The sequence below is a fragment of the Streptomyces sp. NPDC022552 genome (assembly GCF_055561875.1).
On the sequence record NZ_JBVHGJ010000027.1, the window covers coordinates 1 to 21,055 of the forward strand.

At 72.7% G+C, this 21,055-nt stretch carries 16 protein-coding genes; 4 read left to right on the forward strand and 12 right to left on the reverse strand.

Annotation, left to right across the window (positions count from 1 at the left end; genetic code table 11):
- Positions 1-107: 107 nt before the first annotated feature.
- The 3 genes from ACZ3OF_RS35620 to ACZ3OF_RS35630 form a co-directional block, all read right to left on the reverse strand.
- On the reverse strand, positions 108-2,093 hold the full coding sequence (locus ACZ3OF_RS35620) for an AAA family ATPase (RefSeq protein WP_361671370.1): 1,986 nt from the start codon (positions 2,091-2,093) through the stop codon (positions 108-110).
- Between the two features lie 203 nt (positions 2,094-2,296).
- Positions 2,297-2,923 carry an NUDIX hydrolase gene (locus tag ACZ3OF_RS35625; RefSeq protein ID WP_361439288.1) on the reverse strand — a complete coding sequence of 209 codons (627 nt, stop codon included), beginning with the start codon at positions 2,921-2,923 and terminating at the stop codon, positions 2,297-2,299.
- Between the two features lie 86 nt (positions 2,924-3,009).
- Positions 3,010-4,659 (reverse strand): CTP synthase, encoded by a 1,650-nt coding sequence (locus tag ACZ3OF_RS35630; RefSeq protein ID WP_361671373.1) that lies wholly within the window; start codon positions 4,657-4,659, stop codon positions 3,010-3,012.
- Positions 4,660-5,078: 419 nt separating this feature from the next.
- Between ACZ3OF_RS35630 and ACZ3OF_RS35635 the strand changes: the two genes are divergently transcribed.
- Complete coding sequence (locus ACZ3OF_RS35635) at positions 5,079-6,881, forward strand: glycoside hydrolase family 15 protein (protein ID WP_361671376.1); 1,803 nt, start codon at positions 5,079-5,081, stop codon at positions 6,879-6,881.
- Between the two features lie 66 nt (positions 6,882-6,947).
- A complete protein-coding gene (locus ACZ3OF_RS35640) occupies positions 6,948-8,339 on the forward strand; it encodes an FAD-binding oxidoreductase (RefSeq protein ID WP_467309000.1) in 1,392 nt (463 codons plus the stop codon).
- Positions 8,340-8,342: 3 nt separating this feature from the next.
- Here ACZ3OF_RS35640 and ACZ3OF_RS35645 read toward each other — a convergent pair whose 3' ends face one another.
- Positions 8,343-9,968, reverse strand: coding sequence for a flavin monoamine oxidase family protein (locus ACZ3OF_RS35645; RefSeq protein WP_361671383.1), 1,626 nt, complete (start codon positions 9,966-9,968; stop codon positions 8,343-8,345).
- A 23-nt stretch (positions 9,969-9,991) separates the two neighbouring features.
- Positions 9,992-11,512, reverse strand: coding sequence for an APC family permease (locus ACZ3OF_RS35650; protein WP_361671385.1), 1,521 nt, complete (start codon positions 11,510-11,512; stop codon positions 9,992-9,994).
- A 161-nt stretch (positions 11,513-11,673) separates the two neighbouring features.
- Here ACZ3OF_RS35650 and ACZ3OF_RS35655 point away from each other — a divergent pair, with 161 nt between their 5' ends.
- On the forward strand, positions 11,674-13,296 hold the full coding sequence (locus tag ACZ3OF_RS35655; protein WP_361671388.1) for a PucR family transcriptional regulator: 1,623 nt from the start codon (positions 11,674-11,676) through the stop codon (positions 13,294-13,296).
- A gap of 12 nt (positions 13,297-13,308) precedes the next feature.
- Here the strand turns inward: ACZ3OF_RS35655 and ACZ3OF_RS35660 are convergent, their stop codons facing one another.
- From ACZ3OF_RS35660 to ACZ3OF_RS35685, 6 genes are all read right to left on the reverse strand, one after another.
- Positions 13,309-14,394: a glycosyltransferase family 4 protein gene (locus ACZ3OF_RS35660; RefSeq protein ID WP_361671390.1), complete on the reverse strand. Its 1,086-nt coding sequence runs from the start codon at positions 14,392-14,394 to the stop codon at positions 13,309-13,311.
- 90 nt (positions 14,395-14,484) lie between these two features.
- On the reverse strand, positions 14,485-15,249 hold the full coding sequence (locus ACZ3OF_RS35665; RefSeq protein WP_467309004.1) for a hypothetical protein: 765 nt from the start codon (positions 15,247-15,249) through the stop codon (positions 14,485-14,487).
- Positions 15,250-15,675: 426 nt separating this feature from the next.
- Positions 15,676-17,394: a DNA repair protein RecN gene (gene recN, locus ACZ3OF_RS35670; protein WP_361671439.1), complete on the reverse strand. Its 1,719-nt coding sequence runs from the start codon at positions 17,392-17,394 to the stop codon at positions 15,676-15,678.
- A 189-nt stretch (positions 17,395-17,583) separates the two neighbouring features.
- A complete protein-coding gene (locus ACZ3OF_RS35675; protein ID WP_352191671.1) occupies positions 17,584-18,501 on the reverse strand; it encodes an NAD kinase in 918 nt (305 codons plus the stop codon).
- Positions 18,498-19,313 carry a TlyA family RNA methyltransferase gene (locus ACZ3OF_RS35680; protein ID WP_361671395.1) on the reverse strand — a complete coding sequence of 272 codons (816 nt, stop codon included), beginning with the start codon at positions 19,311-19,313 and terminating at the stop codon, positions 18,498-18,500. The genes ACZ3OF_RS35675 and ACZ3OF_RS35680 overlap by 4 nt, the downstream gene beginning before the upstream one ends.
- An 84-nt stretch (positions 19,314-19,397) precedes the next feature.
- Positions 19,398-19,796 (reverse strand): hypothetical protein, encoded by a 399-nt coding sequence (locus ACZ3OF_RS35685; protein WP_361671398.1) that lies wholly within the window; start codon positions 19,794-19,796, stop codon positions 19,398-19,400.
- A 42-nt stretch (positions 19,797-19,838) separates the two neighbouring features.
- On the opposite strand from ACZ3OF_RS35685, the gene ACZ3OF_RS35690 reads away from it, so the two are divergent.
- Positions 19,839-20,186, forward strand: coding sequence for an SCP2 sterol-binding domain-containing protein (locus tag ACZ3OF_RS35690; protein WP_361608346.1), 348 nt, complete (start codon positions 19,839-19,841; stop codon positions 20,184-20,186).
- On the opposite strand, the gene ACZ3OF_RS35695 is transcribed toward ACZ3OF_RS35690, so the two are convergent.
- Positions 20,175-21,005 carry an ABC transporter ATP-binding protein gene (locus ACZ3OF_RS35695; protein WP_361671441.1) on the reverse strand — a complete coding sequence of 277 codons (831 nt, stop codon included), beginning with the start codon at positions 21,003-21,005 and terminating at the stop codon, positions 20,175-20,177. The genes ACZ3OF_RS35690 and ACZ3OF_RS35695 overlap by 12 nt on opposite strands.
- Positions 21,006-21,055 lie beyond the last annotated feature (50 nt).

Below are 21,055 nucleotides of genomic sequence, written 5' to 3' on the forward strand. Positions count from 1 at the left end.
GCATCGCCCGGATGCACAACCTCACCCTCGCCGGGTGACGGAAGGCAGCACTGGCCAACTGGCATGCCGTAGATCATTTACGGGACAACCCTTAGCCTTGCAAAGCATTAATCTTCACTGGAAGCACTGCGGATTTCGTAGGCGGAAGTCTCGCTTCCAAGGAGCCTTTCGGCCGCGGACCGGTGCAATCGGGCCGCTGCGGGGTCGCCGAGCCGGTCGAGGGTGTCGGCCAGCCGGAGCTGCAGCGCCGCCTGGAGCCGTACGTCCTGGGCCCGTCGCGCCCACTCCACCGCCTCCTCACAGGTCCGCAGGCACTCCTCGGGCCGTCCCGCGTACTCCTGGACCCGGGCCGCCTCGCTCAACGCCCGCGCGTGACCGGGGAGATCCGCGAGCCGCCGGTAGCCCGCGGCGGCGGCGCGCCAGTTCCGCAGGGCCTCGCCGTAGCGGCCCGCATACGTCTGGACGGTGCCGAGCCGGGCGTAGAGCCGGGCCTGGTCGGCCCGCTCGTCGCGGGCGAGGCGCTGGGCGAGGGCCCTGCCGTACCAGTCGCCGGCCCGCTGCCAGTCCCCCAGTTCCTGGTAGGAACCGCCTACGGATTCCATCGCGCGACCGATCGCGTACGGATCGTTCGCGGCCCGGCCGGCGTCCAGAGCGGCCCGGTAGCGGGCCAGGGCGTCCTGGGTGCGGCCGGTCCTGGCGTCGAGGTCGGCCATGTTCAGCAGCGCCGCGGCCCGTTCCCGGTGCAGTCCGCGCCGCTCGGCCACGTCCAGGACGAGCCGGTGCAGTCCGTAGAGGACGGGCGCGGCCGCTTCGGCGCCGCGGTGGGCGGTCTCGGCCCTGACCAGGGCGGCGACGAGCCGGCGGGCCAGGGTGTCGAGCTCGCCGTCGGCGACGGCGAGGCGGGCGGAGGCGAGCAGCACGGGCCGGCGGCTCTCCAGCCACTCGGCGGCGACGGGCACGTTCGTGAAGCGCAGAGCCCGGGGCAGTCCGGCGAGCTTCTTGCGGGCCGTGGACCCCTCGGGCTCGGTGACCGCGCGGCAGGACTGGAGGAGCCGTACGGTCCGCTCCAGCATCCGGGCCCGGGCGAGCTGCACCTCGGCGGGGCGGTCGCGCTCCTCCATCTGCTCGCGGAGGAGCGGGACGAGATGCCCGGGCACCTCGTACTGGCTGTCCTCCCCCTCGGTGACGAGACCCAGCGCGACGAATCCCGCCAGGGTGCTCGCGGCCGCGGAGACGGAGCAGCCGGCCAGGGCGGAGGCGGTGTGGGCGTCGGCCCGGCCTAGCGGGGCGAGGGAGAGGTATCGCAGTATCCGGGCGGCCGGCGGGGCCAGGGACTCGTGGACCAGCTGGAAGGCCCGTGAGAGCGGGTCGCCGGAGAGGGCGCGCAGCCGCTTGGCGAGGTCGGCGACGGAGGCCTTGGGGCGGGCGCCGAGCCAGCCGCCGGCGAGGACGACGGCCGCGGGCTGGCCGCCGCACTCCTCGACGAGGGTCTCGGCGGCCTGCGGGTCGACCGTCACCCGGACGGAACCGGTGAAGGAGGTGAGCAGCTCGATCGCCGACTTGGGGTCGAGGCCGCCGAGGGTGCAGGGCCGGACGTCGGGGATTCCGGTGAGCGGTCCCTTGGCGACGGCGAGGACGAGCGCGTCGGGGTTGTCGGGGATGAGCGGGTCGACCTGTTCGGCGTCGACGGAGTCGTCGAGGACCAGGACGGCACGGCGTGCGGCGAGGGCCTCACGGACGAGTTCGGTCAGCTCGTCCTCCCCGGCGCCGGGCGGCTCGGCGACGCCCAGGTCCTGGAGCAGCCCCTGCGCGACGCGCGCGGTGGGGACCGGGTCGCCGCCGGGTTCGGTGAGCCGGGCACGGAACACACCGTCGGGGTAGGCCGTACCGAATCCCGCGACGAGCTCCTCGGCGAGCCGCGTCCGTCCCGAGCCAGACCGTCCGGCGATCAGCAGGACGCGCGCGCGGGGTGCCTTGTGGCCGGCGAGGGTGTCGAGTCCGGTCCGTTCGATGTCGGCGCGCAGAGCTTTCAACTCCCGCTGGCGGCCGTAGAAGTTCCGCACCCCGCCCGCTGCCACCGCCTGATCCGTCACGGGCCACGCTCCCGTCCACCTGCGCACGACCGATCCCGTGGGGGGTCTCCGCACGGGCGATCCCGAGCGTAGTTCAGGGCGTGCACCGGACCCGGCGGAGCAGGGCGGACAGGTCCCCCGATCGGATCAGAAGATGTTCAGACCGGTACCTGCTTGTGGGCCTCCCCCACAGAGGCGGGACGAAGGCCCACACAGGGGCAGGGCTACGCTTCGAACGGGCGCGCCGGCCAGGGTGCGTCCGCGGGGCGGAGCGCGTCGAGGCCGTCGCCCGCGCGGGCGGCCGCCAGCGAAAGCGCGCCCACGACCAGGCAGTTGTTGTGCAGCTCGCCCGCGAGCGCGCCGCGCACCACGTCCGCCAGCGGGACCCGGGCCAGCTCCATGTCGGCCTCCTCGTCGGAGACGTCGAAGCGTTCGCCCTGCGCCTCCGACAGATCCCGCGCCAGGAAGATCCGTACCGCCTCGTCACAGCCGCCGGGCGTCGTGTAGACGTCGGTCAGGACCCGCCAGTCCTCGGCCTTGACGTGCGCCTCCTCGTACAGCTCGCGCTGCGCGGCGTGCAGCGGGTTCTCCCCCGGCACGTCGAGGAGGCCGGCCGGGATCTCCCAGAGCTTCTGCCGTACGGGGTGGCGGTACTGCTTCAGCAGCAGCACCCGGTCCTGGTCGTCGAGGGCCACGACCGCCACCGAGCCGGGGTGGACCTGGTAGTCGCGGCGCGCGACCGTGCCGTCGGGCATGACCACGTCGTCCGTGCGGACACTCGTCTTGTTTCCCTGGAACGGGGTCGTCGTCGCGACGACCCGCCACTCCTCCGGGGTGTCCTGCAACTCCATCTGCGTCCTCCCACACGAACCACACACGAAAGCCGGGGTACGGGCCCGGTGAAGGACCTGTACCCCGGCAACGTTAACTCCTCGTACTACTTGCCCGTCTTGCGCTCGACGGCCGCCTTGACCAGGCCCGCGAAGAGCGGGTGCGGACGCGTCGGACGCGAGCGCAGCTCCGGGTGGGCCTGGGTCGCGACCAGGTACGGGTGCACCTCGCGCGGGTACTCGACGTACTCGACGAGCTTGTTGTCCGGGGAGGTGCCGGAGAAGACCAGACCGGCCTTCTTCTCCAGCTCCGCGCGGTAGGCGTTGTTCACCTCGTAGCGGTGGCGGTGGCGCTCGTCCACGTACGGCTGGTCGTCGTAGACCTCGCGCACGATGGAGCCCTCGGCGAGCTTCGCCGGGTAGAGGCCGAGGCGCATCGTGCCGCCCAGGTCGCCCGCGCCCTCGACGTACGCGAGCTGCTCCTCCATGGTCGAGATGACCGGGTGGGCGGTGGCCGCGTCGAACTCGGTGGAGTTGGCGTCCGGGATGTCGGCCAGGTTGCGGGCGGCCTCGATGACGATGCACTGCAGGCCCAGGCAGATGCCGAGCAGCGGCACCTTGTTCTCACGGGCGTACTGGATCGCGCCGATCTTGCCGTTGACACCGCGGTCGCCGAAGCCGCCTGGGATCAGGATCGCGTCGACGTCGGCGAGCTGCTTCTTCGCGCCGGCCGCGGTCTTGCAGTCGTCGGAGGTGACCCACTTGACCTTGACCCGCGCCTTGTTGGCGAAGCCGCCGGCGCGCATGGCCTCGGTGATCGAGAGGTACGCGTCGGGCAGGTCGATGTACTTGCCGACGAGCGCGACGGTGACCTCGTGCTCCGGGTTGTGGACGCGGTCCAGCAGATCGTCCCAGGTGGTCCAGTCGACGTCGCGGAACGGCAGGTCGAGCTTGCGCACGACGTAGGCGTCCAGACCCTCGGTGTGCAGGACCTTCGGGATGTCGTAGATCGACTTGGCGTCGATGGCGGCGACGACGGCGGCCTCGTCCACGTCGCACATCAGCGAGATCTTGCGCTTGATGGCGGTGGGGACGTCGCGGTCGGCGCGCAGCACGATGGCGTCCGGCTGGATACCGATGTTGCGCAGCGCGGCGACGGAGTGCTGGGTCGGCTTGGTCTTCAGCTCGCCGGAGGGGCCGATGTACGGGAGCAGCGAGATGTGCACGACGAAGACGTTGTCGCGGCCGACCTCGTGGCGGACCTGACGGACGGTCTCCAGGAACGGCAGCGACTCGATGTCGCCGACCGTGCCGCCGACCTCAGTGATGACCACGTCGACGTCGTCGGTCGCCATACGGCGGATCCGGGACTTGATCTCGTTGGTGATGTGCGGGATGACCTGGACGGTGTCCCCGAGGTACTCGCCGCGCCGCTCCTTGGCGATGACCTGCGAGTAGACCTGGCCGGTGGTGACGTTGGCCGAGCCGTCGAGGTCGACATCGAGGAAGCGCTCGTAGTGACCGATGTCCAGGTCGGTCTCGGCGCCGTCGTTGGTGACGAACACCTCGCCGTGCTGGAACGGGTTCATCGTGCCGGGGTCGACGTTCAGGTACGGGTCGAGCTTCTGCATCGTGACCCGCAGGCCCCGCGCCTTGAGGAGCGCACCCAGGCTGGAGGCGGTCAGGCCCTTGCCGAGGGAGGAGGCGACACCCCCGGTGACGAAGATGTGCTTGGTCGTCGTGGTTTTGGGCGGCATCGCCAAGAGGGGGCTCCCGTGGTCGCGTTCTGGAGGTGCGTTCCGGCGTGCCCTCCGGAAGAATCGGGAGGTGCCGTCGCTGCGGTTGCGGGGGCTCGGCTGTCGCCGTTTCCCACCGGTCCACGGGGTACCAGGGTATCAGCGACATCGGGAGACTGCTTCCGGCCACACGGGGCAGTCGAGTGCACACGGATGGCGACGCGCCCCCCGGGTGCGCGCCACGGCGCCGGGGTCCTCGCGGCGTCAAGCCCTGCTCACCCGATCGGAGCCACGACGTGACGAGAACGCAACCCGATGCGTCGTATCCTGCTCGGACACTCGCCGCCGAGCGTCAACGATCAGTTGACCGCCGACCTGACCGCTGACCTGTAGCAAGCGCCCTGCGGGGCGGACGTGGCCGTTCGATCTGGAGAGAGCACGTGGCCGGGCGCATCGAGGATTACGCACTCATCGGAGACATGCAGACCGCCGCCCTGGTCTGCCGGGACGGCAGTGTCGACTGGCTCTGCCTGCCCCGCTTCGACTCGCATGCCGTCTTCGCGGGGCTCCTCGGCACGGAGGAGCACGGATTCTGGCGGGTCGGTCCCGCCGTTCCGAACGGCGCTCCCCCGCCGCCCGCCGACCGCCGGCGCTACCGCGGTGACTCGCTCATCCTGGAGTCCGAGTGGGACACCCCGCGCGGCACGGTCCGGGTGACCGATTTCATGCCCCCGCGCGACGGCGCGCCGCAGCTGATCCGGATCGTGGAAGGCGTCTCCGGCCGGGTCCCGATGCACTCCGCGCTGCGGATGCGGTTCAGCTACGGACGGGTGGTGCCGTGGGTGCACAAGGTCGGGGACCGCACGGTGGCCGTCGCCGGACCCGACTCGGTGTGGCTGGACATGGACGCCGAGACGCACGGCAAGGACCTCACGACGTACTCGGACTTCACCGTCACGCCGGGCGACCGGGTCACCTTCACCATCAGCTGGCAGCCCTCGCACAAGGAGGCGCCGGCCCTGCCGGACCCGGAGGGTTCGCTGGAGGCGACCGAGGACTTCTGGCGGGAGTGGGTGGAGCACTGCACCTACCACGGCCCGTACCGGGAGGCCGTGGTCCGCTCGCTGATCACGCTGAAGGCGCTGACGTACGCGCCGACGGGCGGCATCGTCGCCGCGCCGACCACCTCCCTGCCGGAGGAGATCGGCGGCGTACGGAACTGGGACTACCGATACACCTGGCTGCGCGACGCGGCGATCACGCTGTCGTCGATGCTGCGCACCGGCTACCGCGAGGAGGCCCGCGCCTGGCGGGACTGGCTGCTCAGGGCGGTCGCGGGCGACCCGGAGAACCTGCAGATCATGTACGGGATCGCGGGCGAGCGGGAGCTCGGCGAGGCAGAGCTGGACTGGCTGCCGGGGTACGAGAACTCCGGCCCGGTCCGGGTCGGCAACGGGGCCGCCAACCAGCTCCAGCTGGACGTGTACGGCGAGGTCACCGAGGCCCTGCACCTGGCGCACATGACGGGACTCTCCCGCAACGACTACGCCTCCCTGCTCCAGCTCAAGCTGATCCGCTACCTGGAGACGCACTGGGACCAGCCCGACGAGGGCATCTGGGAGGTGCGCGGGCCGCGCCGCCACTTCGTGCACTCCAAGGTGATGGCCTGGGTGGCGGTCGACCGCACGATCAAGCTCATCGAGTCCGGGGACGCCGACGGCCCGCTGGAGCGCTGGCGCGAGCTGCGCGACGAGATCCACCGGGACGTGTGCGAGAAGGGCTACGACAAGGAGCGGAACACGTTCACGCAGTCGTACGGCTCCAAGGAGCTGGACGCCTCGCTGCTGCTCATTCCGCAGATGGGCTTCCTCCCGCCGGACGACAAGCGGGTCATCGGCACGATCGAGGCGATCCAGCGGGAGCTGTCCACGGAGGACGGCTTCGTGCTGCGCTACCCGACCGCGGGCGAGGAGGCCGGCGTGGACGGCCTGGAGGGTGACGAGGGCGCCTTCCTGGCGTGCTCGTTCTGGCTGGCCGACGACCTGGCGATGATCGGACGCGTCGACGAGGCCCGCAGGCTCTTCGAGCGGCTGCTCGCGCTCCGCAACGACCTGGGGCTCCTCGCCGAGGAGTGGGACCCGCGGCTGCAGCGGCAGGTGGGGAACTTCCCGCAGGCCTTCAGCCACGTCCCGCTGATCGACACGGCGCTGCGGCTGACGGCGAGCGGCGCGTACGGCGGTTGAGGCGCGGGACGGGGCTCCCCGGAATACGCTGAAAGGGACCTGTCCCCCCTCGGAAAGGGGGGCGCCATGGCTCCCCGTACCCACGTCCCGGACAGCGCCCTCGCCGGACTCCGTGAGGATCTGGCGGGCGAGGTGTACGTACCCGGCGATCCCGGCTACGACGAGGCGCGGAAGATCCACAACGGGATGATCGACCGCCGTCCGGCGGTCATCGCCCAGTGCGCGACGGCGGAGGACGTCTCCAACGCGGTCCTCTTCGGCCGGGAGACCGAGCTGCCCGTCGCCGTGCGCGGCGGCGGTCACAGCGTCGCCGGGAGCTCCGTCGTCGACGACGGGCTCGTGATCGATCTGCGCCGGATGCACGCGGTCGTCGCCGACCCGGAGCACCTGACCGCGCGGGTCGAGGGCGGCGCCACGATGAGCCATCTGGACCGCGCGACCCAGCCGTTCCATCTGGCCACCACCGGCGGCCGGGTCTCCACGACGGGCGTCGGCGGCTTCACCCTGGGCGGCGGATCGGGCTGGCTGGAGCGGAAGTTCGGGCTGGCCTGCGACAACCTCCTCGCCGCCGAGCTGATCACGGCCGAGGGCAAGCACGTGCATACGGACGCGGAGGAGAACCCGGAGCTGTTCTGGGCGCTGCACGGCGGCGGCGGGAACTTCGGCGTGGCGACCTCGCTCACCCTGCGGCTGCACGAGCTGCCGGAGATGAGCATCGCGATGCTCTTCTTCATGCCGGAGAAGGCCCCCGAGGTGGTGCGCGTCTTCCGGGACCTCGGCGCGTCCGCACCGGACGAGGTCGGCGGCGGGGTCATCTACTTCCCGGCACCGCCCGAGCCGTTCGTGCCCGAGCATCTCGTCGGGCAGCTGGTCTGCGGCGCGCTGTTCACCTGTGCCGGTCCCGTCGCCGAGGTCCGCGAGCTGGCGGCGCCGCTGTTCGCCCTGGGCCCGGTGATGGAGGTCGTCACCGACATCGCGTACGCGGATCTCCAGTGCATGATCGACGACCCGCCGGGGCTGCGGAACTACTGGTCGGCCGAGTATCTGACGGAATTCCCGGACGAGGCCGTGGACGTCTTCTGCTCCCGCTCGGCGCAGATCCCGATGCCCACGGGCACGCAGAACGTGCTGTTCATGCAGGGCGGCGCGGTCGCGGCCGGCCCGGCCGACTATCCGATCCCGTGGCGTTCGTCGCCCTGGGCCGTCCACCCCTTCGCCACCTGGACGGACCCCTCGGACGACACCCGTACGATCCAGTGGGTACGGGACGTCCGTGCCGACGTGCGGCCGTGGTCGACCGGAGCCGTGTATCTGAACTTCATCGGCTCCGAGGGCGAGGACCGGGTCGTCTCGGGCTTCGGCGCCGAGAACTACCGCAGGCTCGCCGCCGTCAAGGCCACGTACGACCCCGACAACGTCTTCCGCTTCAACCACAACATCACTCCGGCCGCCGCCTGAGCCTCACCGAAGCGCGTCGATCACCTCCCGTGCGGCCCGCTCGCCCTCGGTGGCCCCTCCCTCCATGAAGCCCTGGAAGTCGTAACTGCAGTGCTCGCCGCCGATGTGGATGTTGCCCTGGGCGGTGCCCTCGTAGCCCGCGTACCGGTGCAGATATCCGACCGGCCAGCAGGAGTACGCACCGAGCGCCCATGGGTTGCGGTGCCAGGCGGAGAGCTGGGCGCGGCCGGTGTACGCCGTGGAGGTGCCGGGGAAGAAGGCGTCGATGCCGGTCAGGTGACGGCTCACCAGACTCCGTACGTACGGGTCGGACTGGGTGGAGAACGGCCCGGCGGGAGTGAGGGACTTGGCGAGGCTGCCACCGCCGTACTGGATGAGGATGCCTCCCGTACCGCCCTGGATCTTGGTGGTGTCCCAGGTCTGCTGGACCTCGGCGTCGGTGAAGCAGTCGCCGGCGGAGACACCTGGCCAGGCGCCGGTGCCGCGCCATGGGCGGGTGCCGAACTGCATGTTGAGCTTGGTGCAGTACCCCATCCGGGCATCCCGCAGCAGGTTCTTCATCAGCGGGTCGAACCCCGCCTGGGTGAGGTCGAGCTGCTTGAGGACCGGCAGCGGCAGGCAGAGGACGGTGTGGTCGGCGGTGACGGTGCGGGTCGCACCGGCCTCGCTGAAGGTGAGGGTCTGCGTGCCGTCCGCGTTGGCCCGTACGGCGGTCAGCGCCCAGCCGTGGCGCAGGGTGCCGGGCCCGAGAGCGGCCGCGATCGCGTTCGGAAGCCGGTCGTTGCCGCCGGTGATGTGGTAGCGCTCGTTGGACAGCCCCCAGATGTTGAAGTTGCCGGGATTGGTCTGGTAGCCCATGAGCAGGACGAGGGCGAGCGAGGACTGTTCGGTGGTGTCGGCGCCGTACTCGACGTTGTAGGCGACGTCGATGAAGCGGCCGAGCGGCGAGGAGTGTCCGCCGGGCACTCTCGACTCGATCCACGCGTGGACGGACATGTTGTCGAGCGCGGTGCCGGTCGGGGTGGTGCGGTTCCAGGTGACCTCGCCGGCCTCCGACAGGTCACGGCGCAGCGCCTGATAGACCGCTTTGAAGTCCTCGTCGGCCTGGTGGCGCGGGTAGTACGCGCCGTTGAACCAGAGGACCTCCTCCGCGCCGGTGGGGCCGCCGCCGAGGAAGTCCTCGACGGGGAGGTCGAAGCGGCGGCAGAGTGCCAGCATCTTCTTGTGACTGGTGTCGATGAGCTCGCCGCCGATCTCGGAGGTCTGCCCGTACGCCCAGTGGCTGCGCTGGGTCCACATCCGGCCGCCGACGCGTGAGGGGTCCGCCTCGTAGAGCGTGGGGCTCAGGCCCGCGTCCTGCAAGGTGAGGGCCGCGGTCAGGCCGGAGATACCGGCGCCGACCACCGCGACACGGGCGGGTGTCACCGCCCGCGCCACGGCCGGCCGGGAGACCGCCGTGGCCGCGGTGACGGCCATCCCGGCCGCGGCGGCGTACTTCAGGAGGGAGCGGCGGCCCATCGGGTCGGACCTCATCCCCCTCAACTCGTCGACGGGGAGGTTCAGTCGCCGGGCGTCGGCGTGCTCGGCGGCGAGGCGGTGCAGGAGGTGCATCGGATTCGTGCGTGCCATGAGGCGCTCCTGGAGGTGAGGGATCAGCTCTGCGGTACGGCGGTGGGGGCGGGGGCCGGCTGTGTGTCGTCGTCGCGCTCGGTCGCGTCCTCCAGGACGATCCGGCCGATGATCTCGTAGCGCTCGGGCCGCCTGGCCTTGAGGTAGAAGCCCAGGCCGAGGCCGCCGAGGAAGACCCCTCCGACGATCCACGGGATCGCCTTGAAGAGGAGGGAGTCGGCCGCGAGGCCCGCCGCGGTCTTCATGTTCACGATCAGCAGGACGACCACGGCGATCATGCCGATGCCGCCGAGCAGCGGCGCCATGAGCGTCTTGAACCAGTGCCGGTCCTCGGGGTGATGCGCGCGGAAGTAGCCGATGACGGCGAAGGAGCAGAGGGTCTGGACGATGAGGATGGCCATCGTGCCGAGGATCGCCAGCAGCGTGTAGAGGTGGATGTACGGGTCCTGACCGGTGAGCCAGAAGGCGCCGACGAGGGCGACGGCGATGGCGCTCTGGACGTAGGAGGCGATGTACGGCGAGCCGTGTCCGGGGTGCGTGCGCCCGAGCGCCGGGTGGAGGAACCCCTCGCGACCGATGGCGTACAGGTAGCGGGAGGCGCACTGGTGGAAGGCCATGCCGCAGGCGAAGGAGCCGGTGAGCAGCAGCCACTGGAAGGCGTCGACGGCCCAGGCGCCGATGAAAGCCTGGGTGGGGGCGAAGAAGAGGTCGAGGGGCGCGGCGGAGGAGGACAGCTTCACGGAACCGGAGAGCCCGTTGCCCGCGATGGTCATCCAGGAGACGTAGATGTAGAAGAGGCCGACGCCGATGACGGAGACGAGTGTGGCGCGGGGGATGACCCGCTTGGGGTCGCGGGACTCCTCGCCGTACATCGCCGTCGACTCGAAGCCGACCCACGACCAGAAGGCGAAGAAGAGTCCGAGCCCGGCGGACGCACCGGTGAACGCGTTCTTCGGGTTGACCGGCTCGACCGGGATGCCGTCGGGACCGCCGCCGGAGATCAGCACGGCGGTGGCGACGGCGAACAGGACCGCGATCTCGGCGATGAGCATCACGCCGAGCGCCTTGGCGGTGAGGTTGATGTCGAAGTGCGCGAGGACGGCGGTCACGGCGAGCATCGCCGCCGCGTACACGATCCACGGCAGGTCCACGCCGAGCTGGTCGGCCACCGTCGTCCGGGTGAAGTAGGCGAAGACGCCGACGATCGAAGCCTCGAAGACGATGTACGCGAGCACGGCGAGCATGCCGGAGGCCATGCCGGCGATCCGGCCGAGTCCGTGCGAGATGTAGCCGTAGAAGGCCCCCGCGGCGGTGATCCGCTTGGCCATGGCCACATAGCCGACCGAGAAGACGGTCAGGACGAGGGTCGCGAAGAGATAGCCGGCGGGCGCGCCGGTGCCGTTGCCGAAACCCACGGCGATGGGGAGGTTCCCCGTCATCGCCGTGATCGGCGCGGCGGTGGCGACGGCCATGAAGACGACGCCGACCAGACCGACCGAGTTCGCTTTGAGTCGCTGCACCTCAGGGGTGGGGTTCTCTGCCATGGCCGGAGAGGATCCTCTCGCGTGACGTACGCCACAATCGACATGCGGTCGCGCAATTGGCCCAACGAGACGACGAGTTGTCGACGAAATGGACGAAGTGTCGGGCCTGGTTACCCCGCGGTGATGTTGCCGGAACATGTACGGAGGTAGCGTCCGGCTCCATGGACAGTCAGGGCGGGATCACCGTGCAGCGGGCGCTGGAGCTGCCCGGACTCCGCAGCGGCCTCCCGGAGGTGGTCGCGGGTGCGGACCGGCTGAACCGGACCGTGCGCTGGGTGCACGCGGGCGAGGTCCCCAACATCGCGTCGCTGCTCAAGGGCGGCGAGCTGCTGCTCACGACGGGTCTGGGGCTCGGTACCCGCCCGGCGGAGCAGCGCGCCTTCGTACGGCGGCTCGCGGACCGGGGCATCGCGGCGCTGGTGGTGGAGCTGGGGCCGCGGTTCTCGCGACTGCCGGCGACGATCGTGGAGACGGCGCGTTCGGCGGGCCTGCCGCTGGTGCAGCTGCACCGCGAGGTGCCGTTCGTCGCCGTCACGGAAGAGATCCACACCGAGATCGTCAACGGCCACTACGCGCTGCTGCGGCAGGCGGAGGAGGTCCACCGGCAGTGCACGGAGGCGCTGCTGGGCGGCGGCGGGGTGCCGCAGGTGCTGCGGATCCTCGCCGACTTCGCGGCGAACCCGGTCTTCCTGGAGACGGCGGACGGGCAACTGCTCTACGCGGCCGGTACGGAGTCGGGGCCCGCGGACCCGCTCCAGGTGTGGGACGGGCTGCGAGGCCAGCGGGCGGCACGGGAGTCGGGGCCGCCGACGGGTGCCGTACTCGTGGACGTGCCCGGCGGCGGACCCGGTACGGGATCGGTCCGCGCCCGCCTCGTGCTGCTCGCGGTCTCCGGCCCGCTCGCCCCGGTGCACCGGATGGCGGCCGAGCGGGCGGCGGGAATCCTGGCGGTCGTGCTGATGCAGGCCCGCCAGGAGGAGGAGCTGGCGGCGCGGGGCAGGGGCGACTTCCTGACGGACCTGGCGGAGGGCCGGATCACGCCCGAGGACGCGCCGGCGCAGGCGCGGGTGCTGGGCTTCCGCCCGGGGGACGGCCCGCTGCTGCCCGTGGTCATGCGTCTCGCCTCCGAACTCGCCCCGTCGGGCAACTGGGCGCTGCTCGCGCGGGCGGTCCTGGAGGAGCTGTCGTCGGTGGGCGTTCCGGTGCTGCTCGGCGTACGGCCGGTGGAGGGCCGGGTGCCCCTGCTGCTCGGCCTGCGCTCGGAGTCGGAGCGTACGGCGGTGGCTGACCGGGTCGCGACGGCGCTGCGCGCGGGCGTGGAGCGGGCCGGCCTCGAAAGGCCCGGGGCGCATCCCCCGGTGGTCGTGGTCGGCGTCCCGGGCGGCTGGGCGACGGCATCGGCGTCCCTGCGGCACGTGGGCGAGACGGCGACGGCCGCGCAGGGCCTCTCCGACCGCCCCTGGTACGACGCGCGGCGCCTCGACATCGACCTGCTGCTGTGGCGCCTGCGCGACCATCCGGACCTCGCGGCCTTCGTGGACCGGGCGATCGGCCCCCTGCGGGACCACGACCGGGCCGCCCGGCCGCCGCTGCTCCCCACCCTGGAGACCTATCTGGCCCACGCGGGCCGGAAGGCGGAGACGGCCCGCGAACTGCATCTCAACCGCCAGACGCTCTACAACCGCCTGGCCCGCATCTCCGAACTCCTCGGCACCGACCTGGACGACCCGCAGACGGTGCTCGCCCTGTCGCTCGCGCTCCGGGCGCGACGCCACACGCCGTAGCGCGGGACGGGCTCAGGGGCGGCCGGACAGCTCGTCGTACACGCTCAGGACGTGCGCGATCGTCTCGTCCTCCGTGGGCCAGGTCCTCGCCTGCATCCGTCCCGCCGCCGCCAGGTCCATGCGGCGGTCGGCGTCCTCCAGCAGCCCGCGTACGGCACCAGCCAGCGCCGGCGCGTCACCCCACGGCACCAACTCGGCCGCGTCCCCGACCAGTTCGGGCACACCGCCGACGGCCGTGGCGACCAGCGGCACACCGAGCCGCAGCGCCTCCTGCGCGAGCAGGGCCCGCGCCTCCCAGCGTGAGGGAAGGACCGCCACGTCGGCAGCCGCCAGCAGCTCCGCCACGTCCTCGCGGCGGCCGATCAGCCGGACGGCGAGGCCCTCCGCCTCGATCCGCCGCTGGAGCGCGGCCCGTTCGCGCCCCTCGCCCGCGATGACCAGCAGCGGCTGCGGGTCCATGTCCCGCCACTCCCGGGCCGCGTCCAGGAGCAGCCCGTACCCCCGCTCGGGCACCAGTGCGCCGACGGCCATCAGCAACGGCCGGTCCACAGCGCCCAGTTCCGCCCGCGCCTTGCCGTCGTGCAGACAGACGGGCGCCCGCGAGGCGGGCACGGTCACGGGGGCGAGGCGTGCGTCGCGCGCGCCACGCCGCCGCGCCCGGTCGACCAGGTCCGACGAGGTCCCGAGGACGACGGCCGACGCCCGCACCGTCTTCCGTTCGAGCAGCCGCAGCAGCCCGCCCCGCGCCCCGTCGACGTGGTTTCGGGTGTGCCAGGTCGTCACGAGCCACGGCGCGCGGACCGCGCCCGACAGCGCGAGCGTCGCCCGTACGGAGGCGTGCAGGCCGTGCGCGTGGACGACGTCGGCGCCGATGCAGGCGTTACGGAGCTGAGCGACCGTCGCGGGGTCGTTGCGGCGCGGGAGGGGCACGAAGTGCGCGCCGGCGCCGATGAAGTCGTAGGCGCGGTCGAGTTCGGCCGGGGCGCACACGGTCACCCGCACGCCCCTCGCCACGAGCCCCGAGGCAAGTGATCGGACGTGCGCGCTGCTGCCCGCGCTGCCGCCGCCCAGCACTTGGACCGTACGGAGCTGTGTCACGCGCCCAAGGATGCCAGCCCGTACGCACGTTCCGGCACCGAAGGCCCGTCGTCGCCGTGTCCAAGGCCCCAACTCGTCACGCGCTATCACTCACATGGGTGAACGCGCGAGGGCGCTGACCTGGTCTCCGTAAGCCGCCGCGGCGATCAGCGCGGCCGCGTGAACCGCGAGTCCGAACCGCCCGTTCCCGGTGGCGATGGCACTGCCGACGGCAGCGCCGAGCGCGTGGGCGCCGGTATCACCGAGCATGGTGCGCTCCCCGAGGTCTTCGGCGAGGACGGCGACCGCGGCGCCCATGGGGGCGGCGGCGGTCGTCCCGCGCAGCAGTCCCGGTGCGGCGAGCCCGAGCACCGTCAACCCGGCCCGCCCCGGCGCCACGTCCACGAGGTTGACGAAGTGCGCGGTGCCCGCGATGACGACGCCCGCGAGGACCTTGTCGACGGGCCGCTCCTTGAGCAGCGCCCCGGCCAGGAGCCCGGCCGCGCCGATCCCGAGGAGCTTCACGGTCCCGCTGGTGACCTCGCCCTCGCGCAGGGCCCCGAGGTGCGCACGGAAGCCCCGGCGGTGGTCGCCCTTCCAGTCGTCGTACGCCCCGCAGGCCCCGGCGGCGAGCACGGCGAAGGCCGCCGGCCCTGCCCCGGCCGCCGGCCGGTGGGACCCCCGTCTCGCTGCGCTGGCGATCCCCACGGCCGCGCCGAGGGCGGTGGCGGGACCGGCGTACAGGTCGACGCTCCGCCCGGCGTGGTTCTCCCGCCGCCACCGCGGATCGTCCCGCCGCCGCAACGCCCCGTACGCCGCCCGCGCGACCCCCGCGGCCACGACGAACGCCCCCACCCTGCCCCACGTCCCGATCATGCCCCCACCCTAGGCACGCCCCCGCCGCCCCGGAAGCGGCCCCCGACCCCAAGGCAAGCCCCAGGGCCCAGGGCGACGCCCGCGCCCTTGGGGCGGGCCGCGCTCCCCGCGCCGCCGACGGACCTACGCGGCGCCCGGCGCCAAGCGCAGACGCCCGCGTCCACCGGCGCGCAAGCGCCGGCCGCTCGGACAGCGAACCGCGCCGAGGACGGGCCGACGCGCGCCGCCGACGACGGGCAGGCGCGCCACCCCGGGCCGACGCGAGGCCGGCCTGGGACAGCCGAATGGAGACGCCTTCGCTCTTCTCGACGCGTCGCCCGGCGCCAAGCGCAGGCCCCCGCGTCCACCGGCGCGCAAGCGCCGGCCGCCCGGGCAGCGAACCGCGCCGCCGCCGACGGGCCGGCGCGCCACCCCTCGAAGTGGCGCTCAGCCGTCCGCTCGGGCCGTCGCCAGGAGTTCCTCCGCGTGGGCGCGGGCCGTCTCCGAGTCCTCCTGGCCCGCCAGCATCCGCGACAGCTCGCGGACCCGGTCCTCGCCCTCCAGGACGGTCACGCCGGAACGGGTCACCGAGCCGTCGTTCGTCTTCTCCACCAGCAGCTGGCGGTCGGCGAACGCCGCGACCTGCGGCAGGTGGGTGACGACCACGACCTGCGCCGTCTTGGCGAGCTTCGCCAGGCGGCGGCCGATCTCCACGGCCGCCTTGCCGCCGACACCCGCGTCGACCTCGTCGAAGAGATACGTCGGCACCGGGTCCGTCCCCGCGAAGACGACCTCCACCGCCAGCATCACGCGCGACAGCTCACCACCGGACGCGCCCTTGGCGATCGGCCGCGGCGGCGCGCCCGGGTGCGGGGCGAGCAGCAGCTCGACCTCGTCGGCGCCGGACGGCGAGTACGCGACCCGGCGCCCGCCGACCTCGACGCCCTCCGGGTCCTCGGTCTGGCTGATCGCGAACGACACGCGCGCGTGGGGCATGGCCAGCGAGGCCAGTTCCGCGGTGACCGCGTCGGCGAACCGCGCCGCCGCCTCCGTCCGCGCGTCGGTGAGCGCCTGCGCGAGGACCGACAGTTCGGCCCGCAGCGCGTCCCGCTCGGCGGTCAGTTCGCCGATCCGGTCGTCGTCGCCCTCCAGCTCCGTGAGCCGGGCCGCGCTCTCCTGCGCCCACGCCAGGACGGCCGCGACGTCCTCGCCGTACTTCCGCGTGAGCTGCGTCAGCGCCGCCCGCCGCTCCTCCACGGCCGCGAGGCGGCGCGGGTCGGCGTCCAGGTTGTCGGCGTATCCGGCGAGCTCCCCCGCCACATCGGCGAGCAGAATGGAGATCTCGCCCATCCGGTCCGCGAGCGCGGCGAGCGCCGGATCGTGCGACCGTACGGCGTCGAGCGCGCGCCCCGCACCCGCGACCAAGGTCGTAGCGTCGACGGCCTCCGGGTCCTCGGGCTGCCCGGCGAGCGCCGCGTGCGCGAGCGCGGCGGCCGAGGCGAGGGCCTCGGCGTGCCCGAGCCGCTCCGCCTCCGCGGCCAGCTCGACGTCCTCCCCGGCCAGCGGCTCCACGGCCTCGATCTCACCGAGCCCGAAACGCAGCAGATCGGCCTCCTGGGCCCGCTCGCGCGCCCGGGTGGTGATCTCGTCCAGCTCGGCGACGACGGCCCGCAGCCGCCGGTACGCCTCCCCGTACGAGGCGAGCGGTACGGCGACGGCCTCGCCCGCGTACCGGTCGAGCGCGCCGCGCTGCCGGGCCGGCTTGAGCAGTCCCTGCTGGTCGGTCTGGCCGTGCACGGCCACGAGCTCGTCCGCGATCTCGGAGAGCAGGCCGACGGGCACGGAACGCCCGCCGAGATGGGCGCGCGAGCGCCCCTCGGCCGAGACCGTCCGGCTGACGAGCAGCGTGCCGTCGTCCAGCTCGGCGCCCGCCTCCTCGGCGCGTACGGCGACGCCCGAGCCGGCGGGCAGCGTGATCCGCCCCTCGACCACGGCGGAACCCGCGCCGATCCGCACCAGGGCAGGGTCGGCGCGCCCGCCGAGCAGCAGCCCCAGGCTGGTCACGACCATGGTCTTGCCGGCGCCGGTCTCGCCTGTCACCGCGGTGAAACCGGGCGACAGCTCGACAACAGCGTCGTCGATGACCCCGAGCGACCGTATCCGCATCTCCTCCAACACGGGGAAGACCTTACGAGGTCCAACCCCGCCTGTGCGACGGCCCCTGCCGGAAGAGGGTGAATCCGCAGGTCGGGAGCGCGGCTGTCACCCGTGGGGGTGGGCAGCCGCGGACCCGGTCGGGGCATCCACGGGCCGCTGCCGCGGCATCGGACGCCCCTGCCGCCGACCGGCTCCGCCCTAGTGGGGCGCTCCGCGCCACCCCGAGACCGGGAGGGCGAACTTCGCCACGAGCCGGTCCGTGAAGGAGGCGTGGTGCAGCCGGGCGAGCCGTACCGGCACGGCGCCCCGCCGGACCTCGACCCGTGCGCCGGCCGGGAGTTCGACCGTCCGGCGGCCGTCGCACCACAGCACGCCGTTCGGCGTGTGCGGCTCGACCTCCACCGCGAGGACGGACTCCGGCGTCGTCACGAGCGGCTTGGCGAACAGTGCGTGCGCCCCGATCGGGACCATGAGCAGCGCCTCGACCTCGGGCCAGATCACCGGCCCGCCGGCCGAGAAGGCGTACGCCGTCGAACCCGTCGGAGTCGCGCAGATCACCCCGTCGCAGCCGAACCCGGTGACCGGCCGGCCGTCGATCGCGAGCACGACCTCCAGCATGCGTTCCGGGGAGACCTTCTGCACGGCCGCCTCGTTCAGCGCCCAGTCCCGGTGCAGCACGTCACCGTTCTCGTACACGACCACGTCGAGGGTCATCCGCTCCTCGACCTCGTACGCGCGCGTGACGACGCGGTCGACGACCTTGTCGAGGTCGTCGCGCTCGGCCTCCGCGAGGAAGCCGACCCGGCCGAGGTTGACGCCGAGCATCGGCACTCCGGACGCCCGCGAGAACTCCGAGCCGCGCAGGAGCGTCCCGTCGCCGCCGAGGACGACGAGCAGCTCGCAGCCCTCCAGCGCGTCGGTGCAGGCCTCCGGCACGGTCTCCACGGACGGCGGCAGCGGCAGGTCGGCCGCCTCCGCCTCCAGGACGCGGACGCCGATCCCGCTCCGCAGGAGCCCGAGTACGACGAGTTCGGCACTGCGCACGGCGGCCGGCCGGCCGGTGTGCGCGAGCAGGAAGACAGTACGGCTACCAGGTGGTGCGGTCGTTGAGCTCAACGAGGTCCCTCCGCCACGGCGCGGTCGACATCCGCCGGATCCAGCGCGGGCGCCCCTGCCCGCAGCCACAGAAAGTACTCGACGTTGCCCGAGGGGCCGGGCAGCGGGCTCGCCGTCACGCCCAGCACCCCGAGCCCGAGCTCGGCCGCCTGGCGCGCCACGTTCCGTACGGTGTCGGCCCGGAGCTCGGGGCTGCGGACGACGCCGCCGGTGCCGAGCCGTTCCTTGCCCACCTCGAACTGCGGCTTCACCATGAGCACGAGGTCGGCGTCGGGGGCGGTGCAGCGCACGAGGGCGGGCAGCACGAGGCCGAGCGGGATGAAGGAGAGGTCCCCGACGACGAGGTCGACGGGGGTGTCGTCGATGGCGTCGAGGGTCAACTCGCGTACGTTGGTCCGGTCCTTCACGGTGACCCGCTCATCGCTCTGCAGCGACCACGCGAGCTGTCCGTAGCCGACGTCGACGGCGACGACGTGCGCGGCGCCCGCCCGCAACAGGACGTCCGTGAACCCGCCGGTCGACGCGCCCGCGTCCAGCGCCCGCCGGCCCTCGACCGTCAGCCCCTGCGGCACGAAGGCGGCGAAGGCACCGGCCAGCTTGTGGCCGCCGCGCGAGACGTAGTCGGGGTCGGCGTCGTCCTGGGCGACGAGGATGGCCGCGGCCGTCTCGACCTGGGTGGCGGGCTTGGTCGCGACCGTCTTGCCGACGGTCACCCGCCCGGCGGCGATCAGCTGGCTGGCGTGCTCGCGCGAGCGGGCGAGCTTGCGGCGTACCAGCTCGGCGTCCAGACGGCGGCGTGCCACTCCTGCCACGTTCGGTTCAGCTCCTGTGGTTGTACGACGGGTTCTTACGACGGGGTTCTACGACTGGTTGTACGGAGATGTCGGCGGGACCGTTCACGGTCCGGGGTTCGGTCCGGGGCGGACGGCGTCGAGCGAGGTCAGCTCGTCGCGCAGCCCACGGTGTACATCCTCGTACACCTCCAGGTGTCCGTCCGCCGGGAGGTGGTCGGCGTCGCCGAGCCGCTCCAGGAGGGCGTCCACGGCGGGACGGCCGGTGGGGACGCGCTCCACGCCGAGGGGCGCGGGCGCGGCGGGCGCGAAAGCCGTCTCCCCGCCCGTGTCCGCCGGCTCGGCCCGGCCCGACGCCCGGCTCTGGCCCGACGCCTCGTCCTGAGCCGGGGAGGCGTCCTGGCCCGGTCCCGGTGCCTGGCCCGGTCCCGGTGCCTGGCCCGGTCCCGGTGCCTGGGCCGGCTCCCGGTCCGCGCCCGGCGCTGCATCCGTCACGTCGCTCATCCCCCGACGCTATCGCGAAGCCCTGAGGTACGGTCGATCACGATGGCCACGATCGAGGAGTGCCGCAGCGCACTCGACAAACTTTCGGACAATCTCTCGCGCGCGGACAGCGAGGTACGCAGCGCTGCCGCGCTCGACCGCAGCCTGAGCTGCCACATCACGGACCTGGACACGACGTTCACCGGCCGCCTCGCGGGCGGCCGGGTCGAGGTCCAGGACACGGTGCCGGGCCCGCCGCCCGGCAAGGCGCAGATCCGTCTGGCGATGACGGGCGACGACCTCGTGGCGATGGTGGACGGCGAGCTGAACTTCGCGAAGGCCTGGGCCTCCGGCCGGGTCAGGCTGGAGGCCGGCTTCCGCGACCTGCTGAAGCTGCGCTCACTTCTGTAGCGCGGGCTCCTGCTTCCTGCCCCGGGCCTTCCGTCCCGCCGGCACCACGAGCGGCGTGCCCGTCTCCGGGTCCTCGATGACCTGGCAGCGCAGCCCGAAGACCCGCTCGACGAGCTCGGCCGTCACGACCTCGGCGGGCGGCCCCTCGGCGACGACCTCGCCGCCGCGGACGGCGATGAGGTGGGTGGCGTACCGGGCCGCGTGGTTGAGGTCGTGGAGGACGGCGACGAGCGTCCGGCCCTGGGTCTCGTGCAGCTCGGCACAGAGGTCCAGGACGTCGATCTGGTGCTGGATGTCCAGGAAGGTCGTGGGCTCGTCGAGGAGCAGCAGCGGGGTCTGCTGGGCGAGCGCCATCGCGATCCACACCCGCTGGCGCTGCCCGCCGGACAGCTCGTCGACGTACCGCTCGGCCAGCTCCGCGACGCCGGTCGCGGCCATCGACTCCTGGACAATCCGCTCGTCCTCCGGCGACCACTGACGCAGCAGCCCCTGGTGGGGGTAGCGCCCGCGGGCCACGAGGTCGGCGACCGTGATGCCGTCGGGGGCGATGGAGGACTGGGGCAGCAGACCGAGGGTCCTGGCGACCTTCTTGGCCGACAGGGTGTGGATGCTCTGCCCGTCGAGGAGCACCCGGCCCTCCGAGGGCTTGAGCATCCGGGACAGGGCGCGCAGCAGGGTCGACTTGCCGCAGGCGTTGGGCCCGACGATGACCGTGAACGAGTTGTCGGGGATCTCGACGGACAGGTCGCGGGCGATGACCCGCTGGTCGTAGGCGAGGGTGACCGACTCCGCGCCGAGCCGCTGGGTCTGGCGGTCCATGGAGGTGCTCCTGATGTTCTTCTCGTTCGAATCGGTCATGCCGGCGTCCG